The following is a 16,920-nucleotide window of genomic DNA, read 5'->3' on the forward strand; positions in this document are numbered from 1 at the left end:
ATCAAAACAAACCGAGAACACCGCGTTGAATGAGTTTTTTAATAAGTTCAATTGCTTATTTATTGATTAACCTTCTATCGCTAGAAGAAGTGATCAAGACCCAACCGTAAGGTTGATAAGGTTAAGTGAATAAGGGCGCACGGTGGATGCCTTGGCACTAGGAGCCGATGAAGGACGGGACTAACACCGATATGCTTTGGGGAGCTGTAAGTAAGCTATGATCCAGAGATTTCCGAATGGGGGAACCCAATATCTTTTATAGGATATTACTTTTCAGTGAATACATAGCTGATTAGAGGTAGACGCAGAGAACTGAAACATCTTAGTACCTGCAGGAAGAGAAAGAAAAATCGATTCCCTGAGTAGCGGCGAGCGAAACGGGAAGAGCCCAAACCAACAAGCTTGCTTGTTGGGGTTGTAGGACTCCAATATGGTAGTCTGTTAGTATAGTTGAAGGATTTGGAAAATTCCGCTAAAGAGGGTGAAAGCCCCGTAGACGAAATGCTGACAACACCTAGGAGGATCCTGAGTACGGCGGAACACGAGAAATTCCGTCGGAATCCGCGGGGACCATCCCGCAAGGCTAAATACTCCCTAGTGACCGATAGTGAACCAGTACCGTGAGGGAAAGGTGAAAAGCACCCCGGAAGGGGAGTGAAATAGATCCTGAAACCGTGTGCCTACAACAAGTCAAAGCTCGTTAATGAGTGATGGCGTGCCTTTTGTAGAATGAACCGGCGAGTTACGATTGCATGCGAGGTTAAGTCGAAGAGACGGAGCCGCAGCGAAAGCGAGTCTGAATAGGGCGAATGAGTATGTAGTCGTAGACCCGAAACCATGTGATCTACCCATGTCCAGGTTGAAGGTGCGGTAAAACGCACTGGAGGACCGAACCCACGTACGTTGAAAAGTGCGGGGATGAGGTGTGGGTAGCGGAGAAATTCCAAACGAACTTGGAGATAGCTGGTTCTCTCCGAAATAGCTTTAGGGCTAGCCTCGGAATTGAGAATGATGGAGGTAGAGCACTGTTTGGACTAGGGGCCCATCTCGGGTTACCGAATTCAGATAAACTCCGAATGCCATTCATTTATATCCGGGAGTCAGACTGCGAGTGATAAGATCCGTAGTCGAAAGGGAAACAGCCCAGACCACCAGCTAAGGTCCCAAAATATATGTTAAGTGGAAAAGGATGTGGGGTTGCACAGACAACTAGGATGTTGGCTTAGAAGCAGCCACCATTTAAAGAGTGCGTAATAGCTCACTAGTCGAGTGACCCTGCGCCGAAAATGTACCGGGGCTAAACATATTACCGAAGCTGTGGACTACACCATTAGGTGTAGTGGTAGGAGAGCGTTCTAAGGGCGTTGAAGGTCGATCGTGAGGACGGCTGGAGCGCTTAGAAGTGAGAATGCCGGTATGAGTAGCGAAAGACAGGTGAGAATCCTGTCCACCGTATGACTAAGGTTTCCTGGGGAAGGCTCGTCCGCCCAGGGTTAGTCGGGACCTAAGCCGAGGCCGATAGGCGTAGGCGATGGACAACAGGTTGATATTCCTGTACCAGTTGTTTTTGTTTGAGCAATGGAGGGACGCAGTAGGCTAAGGAATGCATGCGATTGGAAGTGCATGTCCAAGCAATGAGTCTTGAGTAGAGTTAAATGCTTTACTCTTTAAGGACAAGTTGTGACGGGGAGCGAAATAATAGTAGCGAAGTTCCTGATGTCACACTGCCAAGAAAAGCTTCTAGTGAGAAAACAACTGCCCGTACCGTAAACCGACACAGGTAGTCGAGGAGAGTATCCTAAGGTGAGCGAGCGAACTCTCGTTAAGGAACTCGGCAAAATGACCCCGTAACTTCGGGAGAAGGGGTGCTGACTTCGGTCAGCCGCAGTGAATAGGCCCAAGCGACTGTTTATCAAAAACACAGGTCTCTGCAAAATCGTAAGATGAAGTATAGGGGCTGACGCCTGCCCGGTGCTGGAAGGTTAAGAGGATGGGTTAGCTTCGGCGAAGCTCAGAATTGAAGCCCCAGTAAACGGCGGCCGTAACTATAACGGTCCTAAGGTAGCGAAATTCCTTGTCGGGTAAGTTCCGACCCGCACGAAAGGCGTAACGATTTGGGCACTGTCTCAACGAGAGACTCGGTGAAATTTTAGTACCTGTGAAGATGCAGGTTACCCGCGACAGGACGGAAAGACCCCATGGAGCTTTACTGTAGTTTGATATTGAGTGTTTGTACCACATGTACAGGATAGGTAGGAGCCGATGAGACCGGAACGCTAGTTTCGGAGGAGGCGCTGGTGGGATACTACCCTTGTGTTATGAACCCTCTAACCCGCACCACTAATCGTGGTGGGAGACAGTGTCAGATGGGCAGTTTGACTGGGGCGGTCGCCTCCTAAAAGGTAACGGAGGCGCCCAAAGGTTCCCTCAGAATGGTTGGAAATCATTCGAAGAGTGTAAAGGCAGAAGGGAGCTTGACTGCGAGACCTACAAGTCGAGCAGGGACGAAAGTCGGGCTTAGTGATCCGGTGGTTCCGCATGGAAGGGCCATCGCTCAACGGATAAAAGCTACCCTGGGGATAACAGGCTTATCTCCCCCAAGAGTCCACATCGACGGGGAGGTTTGGCACCTCGATGTCGGCTCGTCGCATCCTGGGGCTGTAGTCGGTCCCAAGGGTTGGGCTGTTCGCCCATTAAAGCGGCACGCGAGCTGGGTTCAGAACGTCGTGAGACAGTTCGGTCCCTATCCGTCGCGGGCGTTGGAAATTTGAGAGGAGCTGTCCTTAGTACGAGAGGACCGGGATGGACTTACCGCTGGTGTACCAGTTGTTCTGCCAAGGGCATTGCTGGGTAGCTATGTAGGGAAGGGATAAACGCTGAAAGCATCTAAGTGTGAAGCCCACCTCAAGATGAGATTTCCCATTTCTTTAAGAAAGTAAGACCCCTGAGAGATGATCAGGTAGATAGGTTGGAAGTGGAAGGCTAGTGATAGTTGGAGCGGACCAATACTAATCGGTCGAGGACTTAACCAAAGAATGGATAAGTAAAAGCAACTTGGTTATTTTGATTCAAACTTCAATCCAGTTTTGAGTGAATGAAGATTCAACTCAATAAGAAACAACACCCAGTGTGGTGGCGATAGCGAGAAGGATACACCTGTTCCCATGCCGAACACAGAAGTTAAGCTTCTTAGCGCCGATTGTAGTGAAGGGTTTCCCTTTGTGAGAGTAGGACGTCGCCACGCGAATTGTTGTTTTTGGAGGTTTAGCTCAGCTGGGAGAGCACCTGCCTTACAAGCAGGGGGTCAGCGGTTCGATCCCGTTAACCTCCATTTTTTGAGCCGTTAGCTCAGTTGGTAGAGCATCTGACTTTTAATCAGAGGGTCACAGGTTCGAGCCCTGTACGGCTCATATTCATATTTCATTTGCGGGTGTGGCGGAATTGGCAGACGCACTAGATTTAGGATCTAGCGCCGCAAGGCGTGGGGGTTCAAGTCCCTTCACCCGCATATTTAGCCGGCTTAGCTCAGTTGGTAGAGCATCTGATTTGTAATCAGAGGGTCGAGGGTTCAAGTCCTTTAGCCGGCACCATTTTGCGGAAATAGCTCAGTGGTAGAGCACCACCTTGCCAAGGTGGGGGTCGCGGGTTCGAACCCCGTTTTCCGCTTAGCCAATTCATTACGCCGGGGTGGCGGAACTGGCAGACGCACAGGACTTAAAATCCTGCGGTGAGTGATCACCGTACCGGTTCGATTCCGGTCCTCGGCATTGTTTTATATTTAGCACCCATAGCTCAACTGGATAGAGTGTTTGACTACGAATCAAAAGGTTAGGGGTTCGACTCCCTTTGGGTGCATTAGTTATATACGGGAAGTAGCTCAGCTTGGTAGAGCACTTGGTTTGGGACCAAGGGGTCGCAGGTTCGAATCCTGTCTTCCCGATAATAATTTTCATGGGGCCTTAGCTCAGCTGGGAGAGCGCCTGCTTTGCACGCAGGAGGTCAGCGGTTCGATCCCGCTAGGCTCCATTCTTATTTTAATATAAGAGTTTCGCGGTGTAGCTCAGCTGGCTAGAGCGTCCGGTTCATACCCGGGAGGTCGGGGGTTCGATCCCCTCCGCCGCGATTATACATTTGGAAGAGCCTGGACCTTTAGCTCAGTTGGTTAGAGCAGACGGCTCATAACCGTCCGGTCGTAGGTTCGAGTCCTACAAGGTCCATTGTGACGTTGTTTATAGTTTTATTTTTATCATGGAGGATTACCCAAGTCCGGCTGAAGGGAACGGTCTTGAAAACCGTCAGGCGGGTAAAACCGTGCAAGGGTTCGAATCCCTTATCCTCCTTTCTTAGGAATTAAATTTCCTTGGTCTAATTATCGCGGGGTGGAGCAGTCAGGTAGCTCGTCGGGCTCATAACCCGAAGGTCGTAGGTTCAAATCCTGCCCCCGCAATTGCTTTTGATTTCAAAAGCACATAAAAAGAAAAGTATGGTTTGGTAGTTCAGCTGGTTAGAATGCCTGCCTGTCACGCAGGAGGTCGCGGGTTCGAGTCCCGTCCAGACCGCCATGCGGGTGTAGTTTAGTGGTAAAACCACAGCCTTCCAAGCTGTTGTCGCGAGTTCGATTCTCGTCACCCGCTTTTCTTTTTGGGCCTATAGCTCAGCTGGTTAGAGCGCACGCCTGATAAGCGTGAGGTCGATGGTTCGAGTCCATTTAGGCCCATAATTTTATAAAATGGCCCGTTGGTCAAGCGGTTAAGACACCGCCCTTTCACGGCGGTAACACGGGTTCGAGTCCCGTACGGGTCATAGTTTTGTTACGGAGGATTACCCAAGTCCGGCTGAAGGGAACGGTCTTGAAAACCGTCAGGCGGGTAAAACCGTGCAAGGGTTCGAATCCCTTATCCTCCTTTCTTAGGAATTAAATTTCCTTAGTCTAATTATCGCGGGGTGGAGCAGTCAGGTAGCTCGTCGGGCTCATAACCCGAAGGTCGTAGGTTCAAATCCTGCCCCCGCAATTGCTTTTATTTTTCAAAGCATACATTTGCATAAAGCAAAAACGAATTGGTTTGGTAGTTCAGCTGGTTAGAATGCCTGCCTGTCACGCAGGAGGTCGCGGGTTCGAGTCCCGTCCAGACCGTTTTTGGCTCGGTAGCTCAGTTGGTAGAGCAATGGATTGAAGCTCCATGTGTCGGCAGTTCGATTCTGTCCCGCGCCATCCAAGAAAAATTTGCGGGTGTAGTTTAGTGGTAAAACCACAGCCTTCCAAGCTGTTGTCGCGAGTTCGATTCTCGTCACCCGCTTTTTTCTTATTTGGGGCCTATAGCTCAGCTGGTTAGAGCGCACGCCTGATAAGCGTGAGGTCGATGGTTCGAGTCCATTTAGGCCCATTTATTTCTTGGGGAAGTACTCAAGTGGCTGAAGAGGCGCCCCTGCTAAGGGTGTAGGTCGGGAAACCGGCGCGAGGGTTCAAATCCCTCCTTCTCCGTTTTTTCTTTTTAATGGCCCGTTGGTCAAGCGGTTAAGACACCGCCCTTTCACGGCGGTAACACGGGTTCGAGTCCCGTACGGGTCATAGTGAAGCATACAAACATTGTTTGTATGCTTTTTTTATTTTTATTACAAAAAAATGTCGTTGAAAGCGTTGACATTTGTTGTAAATATGTTATTCTTTGGATGTAGGGATAAGTAAATAGATGGATAGTGATTGTTTAAAGACAAGCTAAACCTAATTTTTTCATGAAGCGACATATGTGTCGTTCTTTTTGAAGAAATTGGGTTTTTCTTTTTTCAACGAAACACAAAGGAGGTGGGGCATTGATTATTCACAAAATTTTAAACAATAATGTGGTTATTACATTAGATGATGATAAACGAGAGCAAATTGTTATGGGCAAAGGAATTGCTTTTAAGAAACGCATTGGTGATTGGGTTCCTGATGAAAGTATCGATCAAGTTTTTTATTTAGCCAATCAAGAGACATCACTTAAGTTTCAAGAATTGTTAGGAAATATTCCTTTAGAGATGATGAAACTCTCGGATGACATTATTGTTTATGCAAAATCAACGTTGAAAAAGAGTTTGAATGATACCATTTATATTTCTCTGACGGATCATTTGTACACAGCTTTAGAAAGAAAAAAACAAGGAATTGCAATTAAGAATTTATTATTATGGGATATTAAACGTTTTTTTCCTGAAGAGTACGAAGTAGGAGTAAATGCTTTAAAAATGGTACAAAAGCGCGTAGGAATGGAATTGTCAACGGATGAGGCAGGTTTTATCGCATTGCACTTGGTAAATGCGGAGATGGAGGAAGAAGTCGGTAATATTTACGAATTGACAAAGTTGATGCAAGAGATTACAAATATCGTCAAATACTATTTTAAGGTAAGTTTTGATGAAGACTCTGTCTACTTTTATCGATTTAGCACACATTTAAAATTTTTCTGTTATCGCTTATTACACCAACGTGAAGTTGTCGAAAATGATGATGAAGAACTGTATGCGGTAATTAAAAAGAAATATCTCAACGCCTATCGTTGCGTGGAAAAGATCAGCTTGTATTTAAATGAGAACTATGACTATCAAGTTTCAAATGAAGAACGCTTGTACCTAACGATTCACATTGCACGAATTGTACAAACAACGGAACAATAAACGCACCACTTTGGATAGTGACATTCAGTTGGCTAAACCTTCAAATGAAAATAAATTTTTGGAGGAAAAAAAGATGGGAAAATATCATGAACTAGCAGAAAAAATTGTAAAAAATGTCGGTGGGCAAGAGAATATTAATAGTTTGACACATTGTATCACACGTCTTCGCTTCAAATTAAAAGATGAGAGTCAAGCGAATGATGATGTCTTAAAAAATATGGACGGTGTGGTAACTGTTATGAAAAGCGGTGGACAATACCAAGTCGTTATTGGGAACCATGTTCCAGCCGTTTACGAAGAAGTAGTTAGTATTGCAGGCTTGTCAGGAGAACGTGAAGAAGAAGCTTCCAGTGGGAATTTATTTGATCGCTTAATAGATATTTTAAGTGGTTGTTTCCAACCCTTTTTAGGGGCGTTAGCAGCGGCTGGGATGGTCAAAGGGTTAAATGCCTTATTGGTTTTCTTAAAGCTCTATACGGCTACGTCAGGGACTTATACCATGTTAAATGGGATTGGCGATGCAATTTTCTACTTTATGCCAGTTATTTTAGGTTATACAGCAGCTAAAAAATTCCGGTTGCATCCAATGGTAGGGATCGTGATTGGCGCAGCTTTATGTTACCCAACGATTCAAGGAAGTGCATTACAAACGGCTTTTGAAACAACAGCGGGTGCGGGAGCCGCAGCGCCGTATAATTTATTCGGCTTACCTGCCTATGATACATTTATGGGGATTCCTTGGGTCGGTGCGAACTATACAAGTAGTGTCGTACCAATCATCTTCATTATTGCTTTTGCGGCACAAGTTCAAAAAGTGTTTAAACGTATTATTCCAGAAGTTGTTCAAACGTTCTTAGTACCGTTTTTCGTCTTGTTGATTGCCTTACCAATTGGTTTCTTAGTAATTGGGCCAATCGTTAGCATGCTAACAGATTTATTAAGCGCTGGCTTTACAGCATTAATGAGTTTCTCACCAGCTTTGTATGGTTTGATTCTTGGTTTCTTCTGGCAAGTCTTAGTTATTTTTGGTTTACATTGGAGCGTTGTGCCATTAGCTATTATGCAAGTGACACAAGAAGGTTCAAGCCAAGTATTAACGGGATCATTTGCAGCTAGTTTTGCGCAAACAGCGGTTGTTTTAGCGATGTTCTTCAAATTGAAAGATAAAAAGTTAAAAGCTTTGTGTCCGCCAGCAATTATCTCTGGTATTTTTGGTGTAACAGAGCCAGCAATTTATGGAATCACTTTACCAAAAAAATGGCCATTTATTTATTCAATGATTGGTGGCGCTGTCGGTGGTTTATATTTGATGATCAACAATGTGACAGCTTATACAATGGGTGGTTTAGGAATTTTTGGTGTGCTAAACTTTATCAATGGTGATGATGCAAGTGGGATGATTCAGTCCTTTATTGCAATTGCCATTGCAGCGGTCGTTGGTTTTGGTCTAACATTCTTCTTCTGGAAAGACAATACAGTTGAGGAAGAAGAAGTGATTATTGATAAAACAACGATTAAAAAAGAAAATATTACAAGTCCAGTCAAAGGACGAGTGTTATCTTTAAAAAATGCAGAGGATCCTGCTTTTGCAAATGGAGCATTAGGAAATGGGGTCGTGATTGAACCAACGGAAGGTAAAGTGGTTGCACCCTTTGATGGAACGATTGTCACACTATTCCCAACAAAACATGCATTAGGTTTGATTTCAGATAACGGCACAGAATTATTGATTCATATTGGGATTGATACAGTTCAATTAGAAGGCGAAGGCTTTGAAGCTTTTGTAAAACAAGGTGACCGCGTGAAAAAAGGTCAAACATTAGTAACCTTTGATTTAGAAGGAATTAAAAAAGCTGGGTTTAGTACACAAATTCCAATCGTTGTGACGAATACAGCGGATTATTTAGATATTTTGGAAGTCGGCAGTAATGAAGTTTCAACAAGTGATGATTTGCTGACCGCTTTAATATAAAAAGATGTGGAGGAAGAGAATTTATGGCATTTAGAAAAGACTTTTTATGGGGTGGCGCAACAGCAGCCAATCAATGTGAAGGTGGCTATAACGAAGGCGGACGCGGTTTGGCAAACGTCGATTTAGCGCCAACGGGTCCAGATCGTTTTCCAGTAATCACTGGTGAAAAGAAAATGTTTAACTTTGATGAAGAACATTTCTATCCTGCACAAGAGGCAATTGATATGTATCATCGCTATAAAGAAGATATCGCCTTATTTGGTGAAATGGGTTTTAAAACATACCGTTTATCCATTGCTTGGAGTCGAATTTTTCCAATGGGAGATGAAACAGAGCCGAATGAAGAAGGCTTGAAGTTCTATGAAGACTTATTCAAAGAATGTCATAAATATGGGATTGAGCCACTAGTAACGATTACACACTTTGACTGCCCAATGCACTTAGTGGAAGAATATGGCGCTTGGCGTAGTCGTAAGTTAGTAGGTTTCTATGAAAATCTTTGCCGTGTAATTTTCAACCGATATAAAGGATTAGTCAAATATTGGTTAACATTTAACGAAATTAATATGATTTTACATGCACCATTTATGGGAGCAGGTCTATACTTTGAAGAAGGCGAAAACAAAGAACAAGTGAAATACCAAGCGGCCCATCATGAACTACTAGCAAGTGCAATTGCGACAAAAATTGCTCATGAGGTAGATCCTGAAAACCAAGTAGGTTGTATGTTAGCGGCTGGTTCCAACTACGCTTATACTTGTAAACCAGAAGATGTTTTCGCTGCTCGACAAGCAGATCGTGAAAATTATTTCTTTATTGATGTCCAATCACGTGGGGAATACCCTGCGTATGCTTTAAAAGAAATGGCCCGTAAAGGTATTCAAATTGAAATGGAAGAAGGCGACGAAGAACTTTTAAAAGAACATACGGTGGACTTCATTTCGTTCTCTTATTATTCTTCTCGTGTCACATCAACAGATCCAGAAATTAATGAACAAACAGCTGGTAACATCTTTGCCTCTGTGAAAAATCCTTATTTAAAAGCCAGTGAATGGGGTTGGCAAATTGATCCGCTTGGTTTGAGAATTACGATGAATGACTTATATGATCGTTATCAAAAACCACTATTCATTGTTGAAAATGGCTTAGGAGCGGTAGACACACCAGACGAAAATGGTGATGTAGTCGATGATTATCGTATCGATTATTTGGCGGCGCATATTCAAGCGATGAAAGATGCTGTTGAACAAGATGGTGTCGACTTGTTAGGCTATACGACTTGGGGCTGTATTGATTTAGTATCAGCTGGAACAGGTGAAATGAAAAAACGCTATGGCTTTATCTATGTGGATCGCGATAACGAAGGAAATGGTACGTTAAAACGAAGCAAGAAGAAATCGTTTGATTGGTACAAAAAAGTAATCGCAACAAATGGTGAAGATTTAAGTAATTAATAAAATTAGCAACTATTAAAGGGCGTTTGACGTTGGTAGAAAAAACAAGGACTCTTCTGCCAGCGTTAATTCCCTTGATGGTTTCTTTGTGATGCCTAAAAACAGAGGGAAAGAGGGATTTTATGGGATTTCCAGAAAATTTTTTATGGGGCGGCGCAACAGCTGCTAACCAATATGAAGGTGGCTACCTTTCAGGAGGCAAAGGTCTGAGTACATTAGATGCAATTACTGGTGGTAGTCAAACAGAACCGCGACGGATTACGTATTTAACTAAAGAAGGCCAAAAAGCTTCGTGTACGCGCGATCAAGCATTACCCGAAGGGGCGATTGGCTATATCGATGAAGAATTATACTACCCTAGTCATGTAGCGACGGACTTTTACCATCATTACGAAGAAGATATCGCCTTATTTGCAGAAATGGGTTTCAAATGTTTTCGGCTGTCTATCGCCTGGAGCCGGATTTGCCCAAATGGAACAAAAGAGATTAATGAAGAAGGCTTAGCCTTTTATGATAAAGTTTTTGATGCTTTGCTGCGCCATGGAATTGAGCCCGTTGTGACGATTAACCATTTTGATATTCCGATGTATTTGGCCGATGAATATGATGGTTGGAAAAATCGTGAAGTGATTGATTTCTTTGTTTTCTTTTGCGAAACCATTTTTACACGTTATCAGGATAAAGTGAAGTATTGGATGACTTTTAATGAAATTAATTTTTTAAGAAGTTGGACGCAAATTGGGATTCACAATAATGATAAACAAAGTAAATATCAAGCAGCGCATCATCTATTTGTAGCAAGTGCGAAAGCAGTTGAATTAGGACATTCCATCAATCCAGATTTCCAGATTGGTATGATGGTGGCTTATATTCCAAGTTATCCTTTGTCCTGCAAACCTGAGGACGTGATGGCAGCTGTTCAATTTAACCGAGAGCAAGAATTTTATATGGATGTCCAGGCTAAGGGCTATTATCCAGCGCATAAGCTCAAAGAATTTGAGCGTGAAGGAATGACAATTCAAATGGAGTCAGAGGATTTAGCGATTATTCAAAAAGGAACAGTTGATTATATCGGGTTTAGTTATTATATGTCGACTGTTTCGACTGCTTATCCCGAAGAAGTAAAATATGTCGGAGGCAACCAAATGCCTGCGGTTAAAAATCCTTATTTGCAAGAATCTGAATGGGGCTGGGCTGTCGATCCTTTAGGGTTAAGAATTTCATTGTGTCAGTTGTCAGATCGTTACAATATGCCATTGTTTGTGGTTGAAAACGGGTTTGGTGCGGTGGATACATTGCAAGAGGATGGCTCGATTGTCGACGATTACCGCATTGATTATTTTAAACAACATATTGAAGCCGTGAGAACCGCAGTAGAAGAAGACGGGGTTAACTTAATTGGTTATACGCCATGGGGTTGTATTGACTTAGTTTCAGCAGGGACTGGCGAAATGAAAAAACGTTACGGTTTTATCTATGTAGACATGGATGACGAAGGTCAGGGAACCTTGAAACGAACTAAGAAAAAATCATTTAATTGGTACAAACAAGTTATCGCTAGTAATGGTGAAAACTTAACAACTGAGTAGAAAATGAGGGGAAATAAAAAATGAAAAAACGATTGACGATTGTGGGGATGCTTTTTCTGGCCATTTTAGTAATGGTTGGTTGTGGTAAAAATCAGCAAGCAACGACAAAAGAAAAAGAGACAAAACCTGAAGAACTAACTCTTTACATTGTGCGCCATGGAAAAACCATGTTAAATACGACGGACCGCGTACAAGGATGGTCAGATGCGGTCTTAACACCAGAAGGTGAAAAAGTTGTGACAGCAACTGGGATTGGTTTGAAAGATGTTGCCTTTCAAAATGCATATAGTAGTGATAGTGGCCGCGCCTTGCAAACTGCTCAACTTATTTTAGATCAAAATAAAGCAGGCAAAGACCTTGAAGTCGTGCGTGACCCAGATTTACGTGAATTTAATTTTGGTAGCTACGAAGGGGATTTAAATAAGACAATGTGGCAGGATATTGCTGATGATCAAGGTGTTTCCTTAGAAGAATTTATGAAAAACATGACTCCTGAATCCTTTGCCAACAGCGTAGCTAAACTGGATCAACAGCGCGAGGAAAGCAAGAATAACTGGCCTGCAGAAGACTATGCTACAATTACCAAACGTTTGAAAAAAGGCTTAGATAAAATTGTTGCCACAGAATCAGCCAATCCCGGGAATGGCAATGTTTTAGTGGTCTCTCATGGCTTGAGTATTTCAGCGTTGTTAGCAACTTTATTTGATGATTTTAAAGTCCCAGAAGGCGGTTTGAAGAATGCTAGTGTTACAACGATTCATTACAAAAATGGCGAGTATACTTTGGATAAAGTCAATGATGTCAGCTACTTAGAAGCAGGCGAAAAAGAATCAAAATAATCTAAGGCATCGAGAAACGGTCTAGTTAGGAGTTGGTGGAGCAAGAAAAGGGTTGCTTCACCAACTCCTATTGTTGTGTTCTTTTTTTATTAAAGGTAGAATCAGAAAGAAGAATTTTTTCATTGGGAGGAAATGAGATGAAAAATAGAACAAAATCACGCTGGAAAAAAATTGTCCTAGGACTTGGGCTTTTTTTAGTAATCTTAGTCATCGGTCTGACTATTTTTATTAAAAATAGTACGTATCAAGCAACCGATTCGGCCTTAAAAATAAGTCAAAGTGCCACGCAAGAAAAAAACTATGATTATTACACAAACGGGCAAAAAAATGATACAGCACTGATTTTTTATCCAGGTGCATTGGTTGCGCCCGCTAGTTATAGTGAATGGGCGCAAGAAGTTGCTACGAAAGGTTATGATGTCTATGTTGTTCATTTTCCTTTGAATTTAGCGGTTCTTGCACCAAATGCTGCAGAACAAATTATAAAGGATCATCCACAACAAAACTTCGTTTTGGCTGGGCATTCTCTGGGTGGTGTGATGGCTAGTCGTTTTGTAGCGGAAAATGAGCAACGAATCAAAGGCATGATTTATTTAGCCAGCTATCCTGACGAAAAAGGTGCACTAAACAAGCAAGATCTGCCGGTTCTGTCAATAACAGCCACAAACGATGGTGTTTTAAATTGGACTAGCTACCAAAAAGCCAAACAGTTTTTGCCAAAAGATACGCAGTATGTATCTATCGAAGGTGGGAATCATGCAGGGTTTGGTAATTACGGTGTCCAAAAAGGAGACAACAAAGCGACAATTTCTAACGAGCAACAGCAAACAGAAATCAGTCAATTGATTGTAGCGTGGCTACAATCACGCCCCAATAAATAATCCGATGAGCCGAAATGTTATTTTTTCGGCTCATTTTTACTGCGATAAACAGAGGGGGTTACGCCTGTTTCTTTTTTAAAAGTGGTGGCAAAATATGCTGCGGTTTGGAAGCCAACTTTTTTCGCGATTTGTTGAATCGTAAGGGGTGAATGGAGAAGCAATTCTTGGGCTTGCCTAATTCGGATACTTGTTAAATAAGCTAATGGGGTTTGTTTTGTCTGTTCCTTAAAGGTTCGCTGCAAATGAAAGGGACTACCGTGGCAGGCTTGCGCTAAATAGTCTAAACTTAATGGTTCCGCTGAATGCCGATCAATAAATTGCTTAATTTGAGCAACCCATTCCTCGTTAGGAACGACTTGCCCGGTTGGTTGACATCTTTTACATGGACGAAAACCAAGTGTTAAAGCTTCCTGAGCCGTTTTGAAGATCAGAACGTGGTTCTTGTTGGGCACACGGGAAGGGCACGAAGGACGACAAAAAATTTTAGTTGTGGTCACACCATAAAAAAAATCACCATCAAATTGCGTATTATTATTTTGAATGGCTTCCCAACGTTTCTGAGTAAGTCGATACGTTGTTTTCATTGTAAGCACACCTCCCGTTTTCTTCATTGTAAAAGAATCCCTAATAAAAACAAGTAAAAAGTGATAGGAGCGCAAGATTTTGAAAGCCAAAAGAATTATAATGAAGATAAGAAAAACACGAGAAAGAAGTGTAGAAATATGGCAAAAAAGATTTATTATGCGCAACAAGAATGGCAGAACGATCACTATTATCTTGGTGTGACAGACGCTGGACTAGCTTTTGTAGGTTCAGCCAATCAATCGATAGAAGAACTGAAAAACTGGTATCCTCAAGCACAATTAGAAGCTTCTGAAAAGAAAACTGCGCCTTATAAAGAAGCACTAATAAGTTATCTTAACCAACATTCGACAACGTTTGCTTGCCCCATAGACATCGAAGGAACGCCCTTTCAAAAAGAAGTTTGGCAGGCGTTGCAAGAAATACCTTATGGTGAGACAATAACCTATCAAGAAATTTCAGAAAAAATTGGGCGTCCACGTGCGGTTCGAGCAGTTGGCACAGCGATTGGGAAAAATCCTTTATTAATGGTCATTCCTTGCCATCGAGTCATCGGCAGCAAGGGACAATTAACCGGTTACCGTGGTGGTTTAGCAATGAAACAAGCATTATTAACATTTGAACAGTCTTAAAAGGAGGCGGCGATGAACAACTATCAATGGTATACAGAACAATGGGGAAAACCTACAAGAGAGGATGATTTGCTGTTTTTATTGTTGACGGTGGGTGTTTTTCAAGTTGGTTTAAGTTGGAAAGCAGCCGCAGGGAAAAAAGTAGCATTCATGAAAAATTTTTGCCAAATGAAGCCGGAAAAAGTTGCCGCGCTGTTGCCTGACGAAGTCGATCGAATAGTAGCTGATCCAGATATGATTCGCAATCGGCGCAAAATTGAAGCAACCATTAAAAATGCGCAAGCAATTTTAAAAGTACAAGAAGAATTTGGCAGTTTTGCCAATTATCTATGGCAATTTGTAAAAAACGTCCCCGTTTTATCTATTTATGAAGAAGCATACCAAGTCCCGCGCACACAGCTTTTGTCAGATAACGTAGCAAAAGACTTAAAAAAAAGAGGATTTTCTTTTGTAGGTCCGATTGTCACCAATATGTTTCTGAAAGCTAGCGGGATTATCCAGGTGGAAATTTTAAATCCAGAATAAAGGAGTGTTAGGATGTTTGAAAATGAATCTCTTAGTTTTGAAGAACAAACAATTATTCAAGCAGCAGAGCGTTATGTTCAACAAGAATTAGCCAACGAAGCAAGTGGCCATGACTGGTGGCATATTTATCGAGTGACACAATTAGCAAAAACAATTGCAGAGAAAGAACAAGCAAATTTATTTTTATGTATATTAACAGCATTGTTACATGATATTGGCGATGAAAAATTTAACGAAAGTGAAGAGGCTGGCTTGCTAAAGGTGCAACAATGGTTGGAAGCAAATAACGTATCAACAGAGCAAACGAATCGCATCCTTTCCATTATTGCTAATATGTCCTTTAAAGGAGGAAATACTGGGAAAACAGTCACTACATTAGAAGGAAAAGTGGTCCAGGATGCGGATCGATTAGATGCCATCGGTGCGATTGGAATTGCACGGGTGATGGCTTATTCGGGAAATAAAGGCCGTTTAATTCACGATCCTCACAAACAACCTCGTGAACAGTTAACCCAAGAAGAATACCGGAATGGGGAAGATACTGCTATTATGCATTTTTACGAGAAACTTTTAAAGTTAAAGGAACAAATGAATACAAATTATGGTCGCTTATTGGCGGAAAAGCGTCATCAATTTATGGAACTTTATCTGGAGGAATTTTATCAAGAGTGGGATGGACACCGATAAATGAGGGCCAACTAAAACAGTCAGTACATTTCTTTTTGAATTTTAAGAGAACTCTTTTTTACAAATACCTCAGAAGTGGTAAAATGATGGATGAATAAACGGGTGGTTTATCTTAGTTTTACGTTACATATAGGAGGTAATTATGGAGACAAAAAAATCGAGTGGCATGTTTGCAGTTATTGCCGCACTGATTGCGAATATTTTAGTAGCGATTAGTAAATTTGTTGGTTTTGCTTTAAGTGGTAGTACCGCTATGATGAATGAAAGTATCCACAGTGTCGTGGACTGTAGTAATCAGGTGTTATTACTTTTTGGGAATAAGCGCGCTTCTCGTGGACAAAGTGCGTTACATCAATTTGGAGAAGGCCGTGCAAAATACTTTTTTAGTACAATTGTTGCAACGATGCTCTTTTTTGGTGGGGGCGCGTTAGGCGTAATGGAGGCTATTCAGAAGTTACTGCATCCCTCTCATGAAGTAGAAAATGTGGCTATTGTCATTGGTATTTTAATTTTTGGTTTGCTTGTGGAAGGTAGCTCTTTGCGTGTAGCGATGAAAGAAATCAAAGAATTGAATACAGAGAAGTTATCGCTCTTAAAATTTTTGCGAGAAAGTCGTCACAGTGAAATTTTAATTATTTTTACGGAAGACTTTTGTGCGGTTATTGGTTTGTGTTTAGCTTTGGTGGGAACCCTTTTAACAATGGTAACTGGGATTGCTGCATTTGATGCTATCAGCGGCTTACTGATTGGTTTACTATTAATGTGTGCAGCCATTTTCTTAGCGAAAGAATTTTATAGTTTGATTATTGGTGAAAGTGTGACCGCTACAGATTTAGCAAAAATTAAAACTGCATTTGATCGGGTGGATGTTGAAAAACTAATTGATGTAAAAACCGTTCATTTAGGCCCAACTGAAATTTTAGTAGCGGCAAAAATTGATGTGGTAGAACCAATGGAAGAAGATGCACCTGATGTTGTGAATGCGATTGAACGAGACATTCGCAGTAAAATGCCTGATAAAAAAATCTATATCTATATTGAAGTTGACGATTATGATGTGAATTACGTTCGTAAATAACAAATGAAAGAATAACTTTAAAAAACA

At 42.1% G+C, this 16,920-nt stretch carries 11 protein-coding genes, 25 tRNA genes and 2 rRNA genes; 37 read left to right on the top strand and 1 reads right to left on the bottom strand.

Going from position 1 to position 16,920, the window contains the following annotated elements; translation table 11 throughout:
- Positions 1 to 119 precede the first annotated feature (119 nt).
- From IGK82_RS01010 to IGK82_RS01170, 33 genes are all read left to right on the top strand, one after another.
- Positions 120 to 3,032 (top strand): 23S ribosomal RNA (locus tag IGK82_RS01010).
- Positions 3,033 to 3,128: 96 nt separating this feature from the next.
- Positions 3,129 to 3,244: ribosomal RNA gene (gene rrf / locus IGK82_RS01015) — 5S ribosomal RNA — on the top strand.
- Positions 3,245 to 3,258: 14 nt separating this feature from the next.
- A tRNA-Val gene (locus IGK82_RS01020) sits at positions 3,259 to 3,331 on the top strand.
- A 6-nt stretch (positions 3,332 to 3,337) separates the two neighbouring features.
- Positions 3,338 to 3,410: transfer RNA gene (locus IGK82_RS01025), tRNA-Lys, on the top strand.
- A 16-nt stretch (positions 3,411 to 3,426) separates the two neighbouring features.
- Positions 3,427 to 3,508: transfer RNA gene (locus tag IGK82_RS01030), tRNA-Leu, on the top strand.
- Positions 3,509 to 3,514: 6 nt separating this feature from the next.
- Positions 3,515 to 3,590 (top strand) — tRNA-Thr (locus IGK82_RS01035).
- A 4-nt stretch (positions 3,591 to 3,594) separates the two neighbouring features.
- Positions 3,595 to 3,666 (top strand) — tRNA-Gly (locus IGK82_RS01040).
- 15 nt (positions 3,667 to 3,681) lie between these two features.
- Positions 3,682 to 3,767 (top strand) — tRNA-Leu (locus IGK82_RS01045).
- A 14-nt stretch (positions 3,768 to 3,781) separates the two neighbouring features.
- A tRNA-Arg gene (locus IGK82_RS01050) sits at positions 3,782 to 3,855 on the top strand.
- Positions 3,856 to 3,866: 11 nt separating this feature from the next.
- Positions 3,867 to 3,940 (top strand) — tRNA-Pro (locus IGK82_RS01055).
- A 13-nt stretch (positions 3,941 to 3,953) separates the two neighbouring features.
- Positions 3,954 to 4,026: transfer RNA gene (locus IGK82_RS01060), tRNA-Ala, on the top strand.
- Positions 4,027 to 4,049: 23 nt separating this feature from the next.
- A tRNA-Met gene (locus tag IGK82_RS01065) sits at positions 4,050 to 4,123 on the top strand.
- Between the two features lie 20 nt (positions 4,124 to 4,143).
- Positions 4,144 to 4,217 (top strand) — tRNA-Ile (locus IGK82_RS01070).
- A gap of 33 nt (positions 4,218 to 4,250) precedes the next feature.
- Positions 4,251 to 4,340: transfer RNA gene (locus tag IGK82_RS01075), tRNA-Ser, on the top strand.
- A 33-nt stretch (positions 4,341 to 4,373) separates the two neighbouring features.
- Positions 4,374 to 4,447, top strand: a tRNA-Met gene (locus IGK82_RS01080).
- A gap of 38 nt (positions 4,448 to 4,485) precedes the next feature.
- Positions 4,486 to 4,562: transfer RNA gene (locus IGK82_RS01085), tRNA-Asp, on the top strand.
- 1 nt (position 4,563) lies between these two features.
- A tRNA-Gly gene (locus tag IGK82_RS01090) sits at positions 4,564 to 4,634 on the top strand.
- A 9-nt stretch (positions 4,635 to 4,643) separates the two neighbouring features.
- Positions 4,644 to 4,717: transfer RNA gene (locus tag IGK82_RS01095), tRNA-Ile, on the top strand.
- Positions 4,718 to 4,731: 14 nt separating this feature from the next.
- Positions 4,732 to 4,803, top strand: a tRNA-Glu gene (locus tag IGK82_RS01100).
- Positions 4,804 to 4,815: 12 nt separating this feature from the next.
- Positions 4,816 to 4,905 (top strand) — tRNA-Ser (locus IGK82_RS01105).
- A gap of 33 nt (positions 4,906 to 4,938) precedes the next feature.
- Positions 4,939 to 5,012 (top strand) — tRNA-Met (locus tag IGK82_RS01110).
- Between the two features lie 48 nt (positions 5,013 to 5,060).
- A tRNA-Asp gene (locus tag IGK82_RS01115) sits at positions 5,061 to 5,134 on the top strand.
- 5 nt (positions 5,135 to 5,139) lie between these two features.
- Positions 5,140 to 5,212: transfer RNA gene (locus IGK82_RS01120), tRNA-Phe, on the top strand.
- Positions 5,213 to 5,226: 14 nt separating this feature from the next.
- Positions 5,227 to 5,297: transfer RNA gene (locus IGK82_RS01125), tRNA-Gly, on the top strand.
- 13 nt (positions 5,298 to 5,310) lie between these two features.
- Positions 5,311 to 5,384: transfer RNA gene (locus IGK82_RS01130), tRNA-Ile, on the top strand.
- 10 nt (positions 5,385 to 5,394) lie between these two features.
- A tRNA-Ser gene (locus IGK82_RS01135) sits at positions 5,395 to 5,482 on the top strand.
- A 15-nt stretch (positions 5,483 to 5,497) separates the two neighbouring features.
- A tRNA-Glu gene (locus IGK82_RS01140) sits at positions 5,498 to 5,569 on the top strand.
- Positions 5,570 to 5,811: 242 nt separating this feature from the next.
- Complete coding sequence (gene licT / locus IGK82_RS01145; protein ID WP_002355181.1) at positions 5,812 to 6,654, top strand: BglG family transcription antiterminator LicT; 843 nt, start codon at positions 5,812 to 5,814, stop codon at positions 6,652 to 6,654.
- Positions 6,655 to 6,727: 73 nt separating this feature from the next.
- On the top strand, positions 6,728 to 8,626 hold the full coding sequence (locus IGK82_RS01150; RefSeq protein WP_002361131.1) for a beta-glucoside-specific PTS transporter subunit IIABC: 1,899 nt from the start codon (positions 6,728 to 6,730) through the stop codon (positions 8,624 to 8,626).
- Between the two features lie 23 nt (positions 8,627 to 8,649).
- Complete coding sequence (locus IGK82_RS01155) at positions 8,650 to 10,080, top strand: 6-phospho-beta-glucosidase (protein ID WP_002375743.1); 1,431 nt, start codon at positions 8,650 to 8,652, stop codon at positions 10,078 to 10,080.
- A 122-nt stretch (positions 10,081 to 10,202) separates the two neighbouring features.
- Positions 10,203 to 11,669, top strand: coding sequence for a glycoside hydrolase family 1 protein (locus IGK82_RS01160; RefSeq protein WP_002407454.1), 1,467 nt, complete (start codon positions 10,203 to 10,205; stop codon positions 11,667 to 11,669).
- 20 nt (positions 11,670 to 11,689) lie between these two features.
- Positions 11,690 to 12,508: a histidine phosphatase family protein gene (locus IGK82_RS01165; RefSeq protein ID WP_002358330.1), complete on the top strand. Its 819-nt coding sequence runs from the start codon at positions 11,690 to 11,692 to the stop codon at positions 12,506 to 12,508.
- 137 nt (positions 12,509 to 12,645) lie between these two features.
- Positions 12,646 to 13,389 carry an alpha/beta hydrolase gene (locus IGK82_RS01170; RefSeq protein WP_002385408.1) on the top strand — a complete coding sequence of 248 codons (744 nt, stop codon included), beginning with the start codon at positions 12,646 to 12,648 and terminating at the stop codon, positions 13,387 to 13,389.
- A gap of 17 nt (positions 13,390 to 13,406) precedes the next feature.
- Here the strand turns inward: IGK82_RS01170 and IGK82_RS01175 are convergent, their stop codons facing one another.
- A complete protein-coding gene (locus IGK82_RS01175) occupies positions 13,407 to 14,000 on the bottom strand; it encodes a bifunctional transcriptional activator/DNA repair enzyme AdaA (RefSeq protein WP_002379037.1) in 594 nt (197 codons plus the stop codon).
- Between the two features lie 111 nt (positions 14,001 to 14,111).
- Between IGK82_RS01175 and IGK82_RS01180 the strand changes: the two genes are divergently transcribed.
- The 4 genes from IGK82_RS01180 (at position 14,112) to IGK82_RS01195 (ending at position 16,893) form a co-directional block, all read left to right on the top strand.
- On the top strand, positions 14,112 to 14,603 hold the full coding sequence (locus IGK82_RS01180; protein WP_002362939.1) for a methylated-DNA--[protein]-cysteine S-methyltransferase: 492 nt from the start codon (positions 14,112 to 14,114) through the stop codon (positions 14,601 to 14,603).
- A gap of 12 nt (positions 14,604 to 14,615) precedes the next feature.
- Positions 14,616 to 15,128, top strand: coding sequence for a DNA-3-methyladenine glycosylase I (locus IGK82_RS01185; protein WP_002355189.1), 513 nt, complete (start codon positions 14,616 to 14,618; stop codon positions 15,126 to 15,128).
- A gap of 12 nt (positions 15,129 to 15,140) precedes the next feature.
- Positions 15,141 to 15,815 (top strand): HD domain-containing protein, encoded by a 675-nt coding sequence (locus tag IGK82_RS01190; RefSeq protein WP_010709185.1) that lies wholly within the window; start codon positions 15,141 to 15,143, stop codon positions 15,813 to 15,815.
- 142 nt (positions 15,816 to 15,957) lie between these two features.
- Entirely contained in the window at positions 15,958 to 16,893 is a 936-nt protein-coding gene (locus IGK82_RS01195; RefSeq protein WP_010709186.1) for a cation diffusion facilitator family transporter, read from the top strand.
- Positions 16,894 to 16,920: the final 27 nt, after the last annotated feature.

The organism is Enterococcus sp. AZ197 (assembly GCF_050556405.1).
In the GTDB taxonomy this organism is placed as follows: Bacteria; Bacillota; Bacilli; order Lactobacillales; family Enterococcaceae; genus Enterococcus; species Enterococcus faecalis.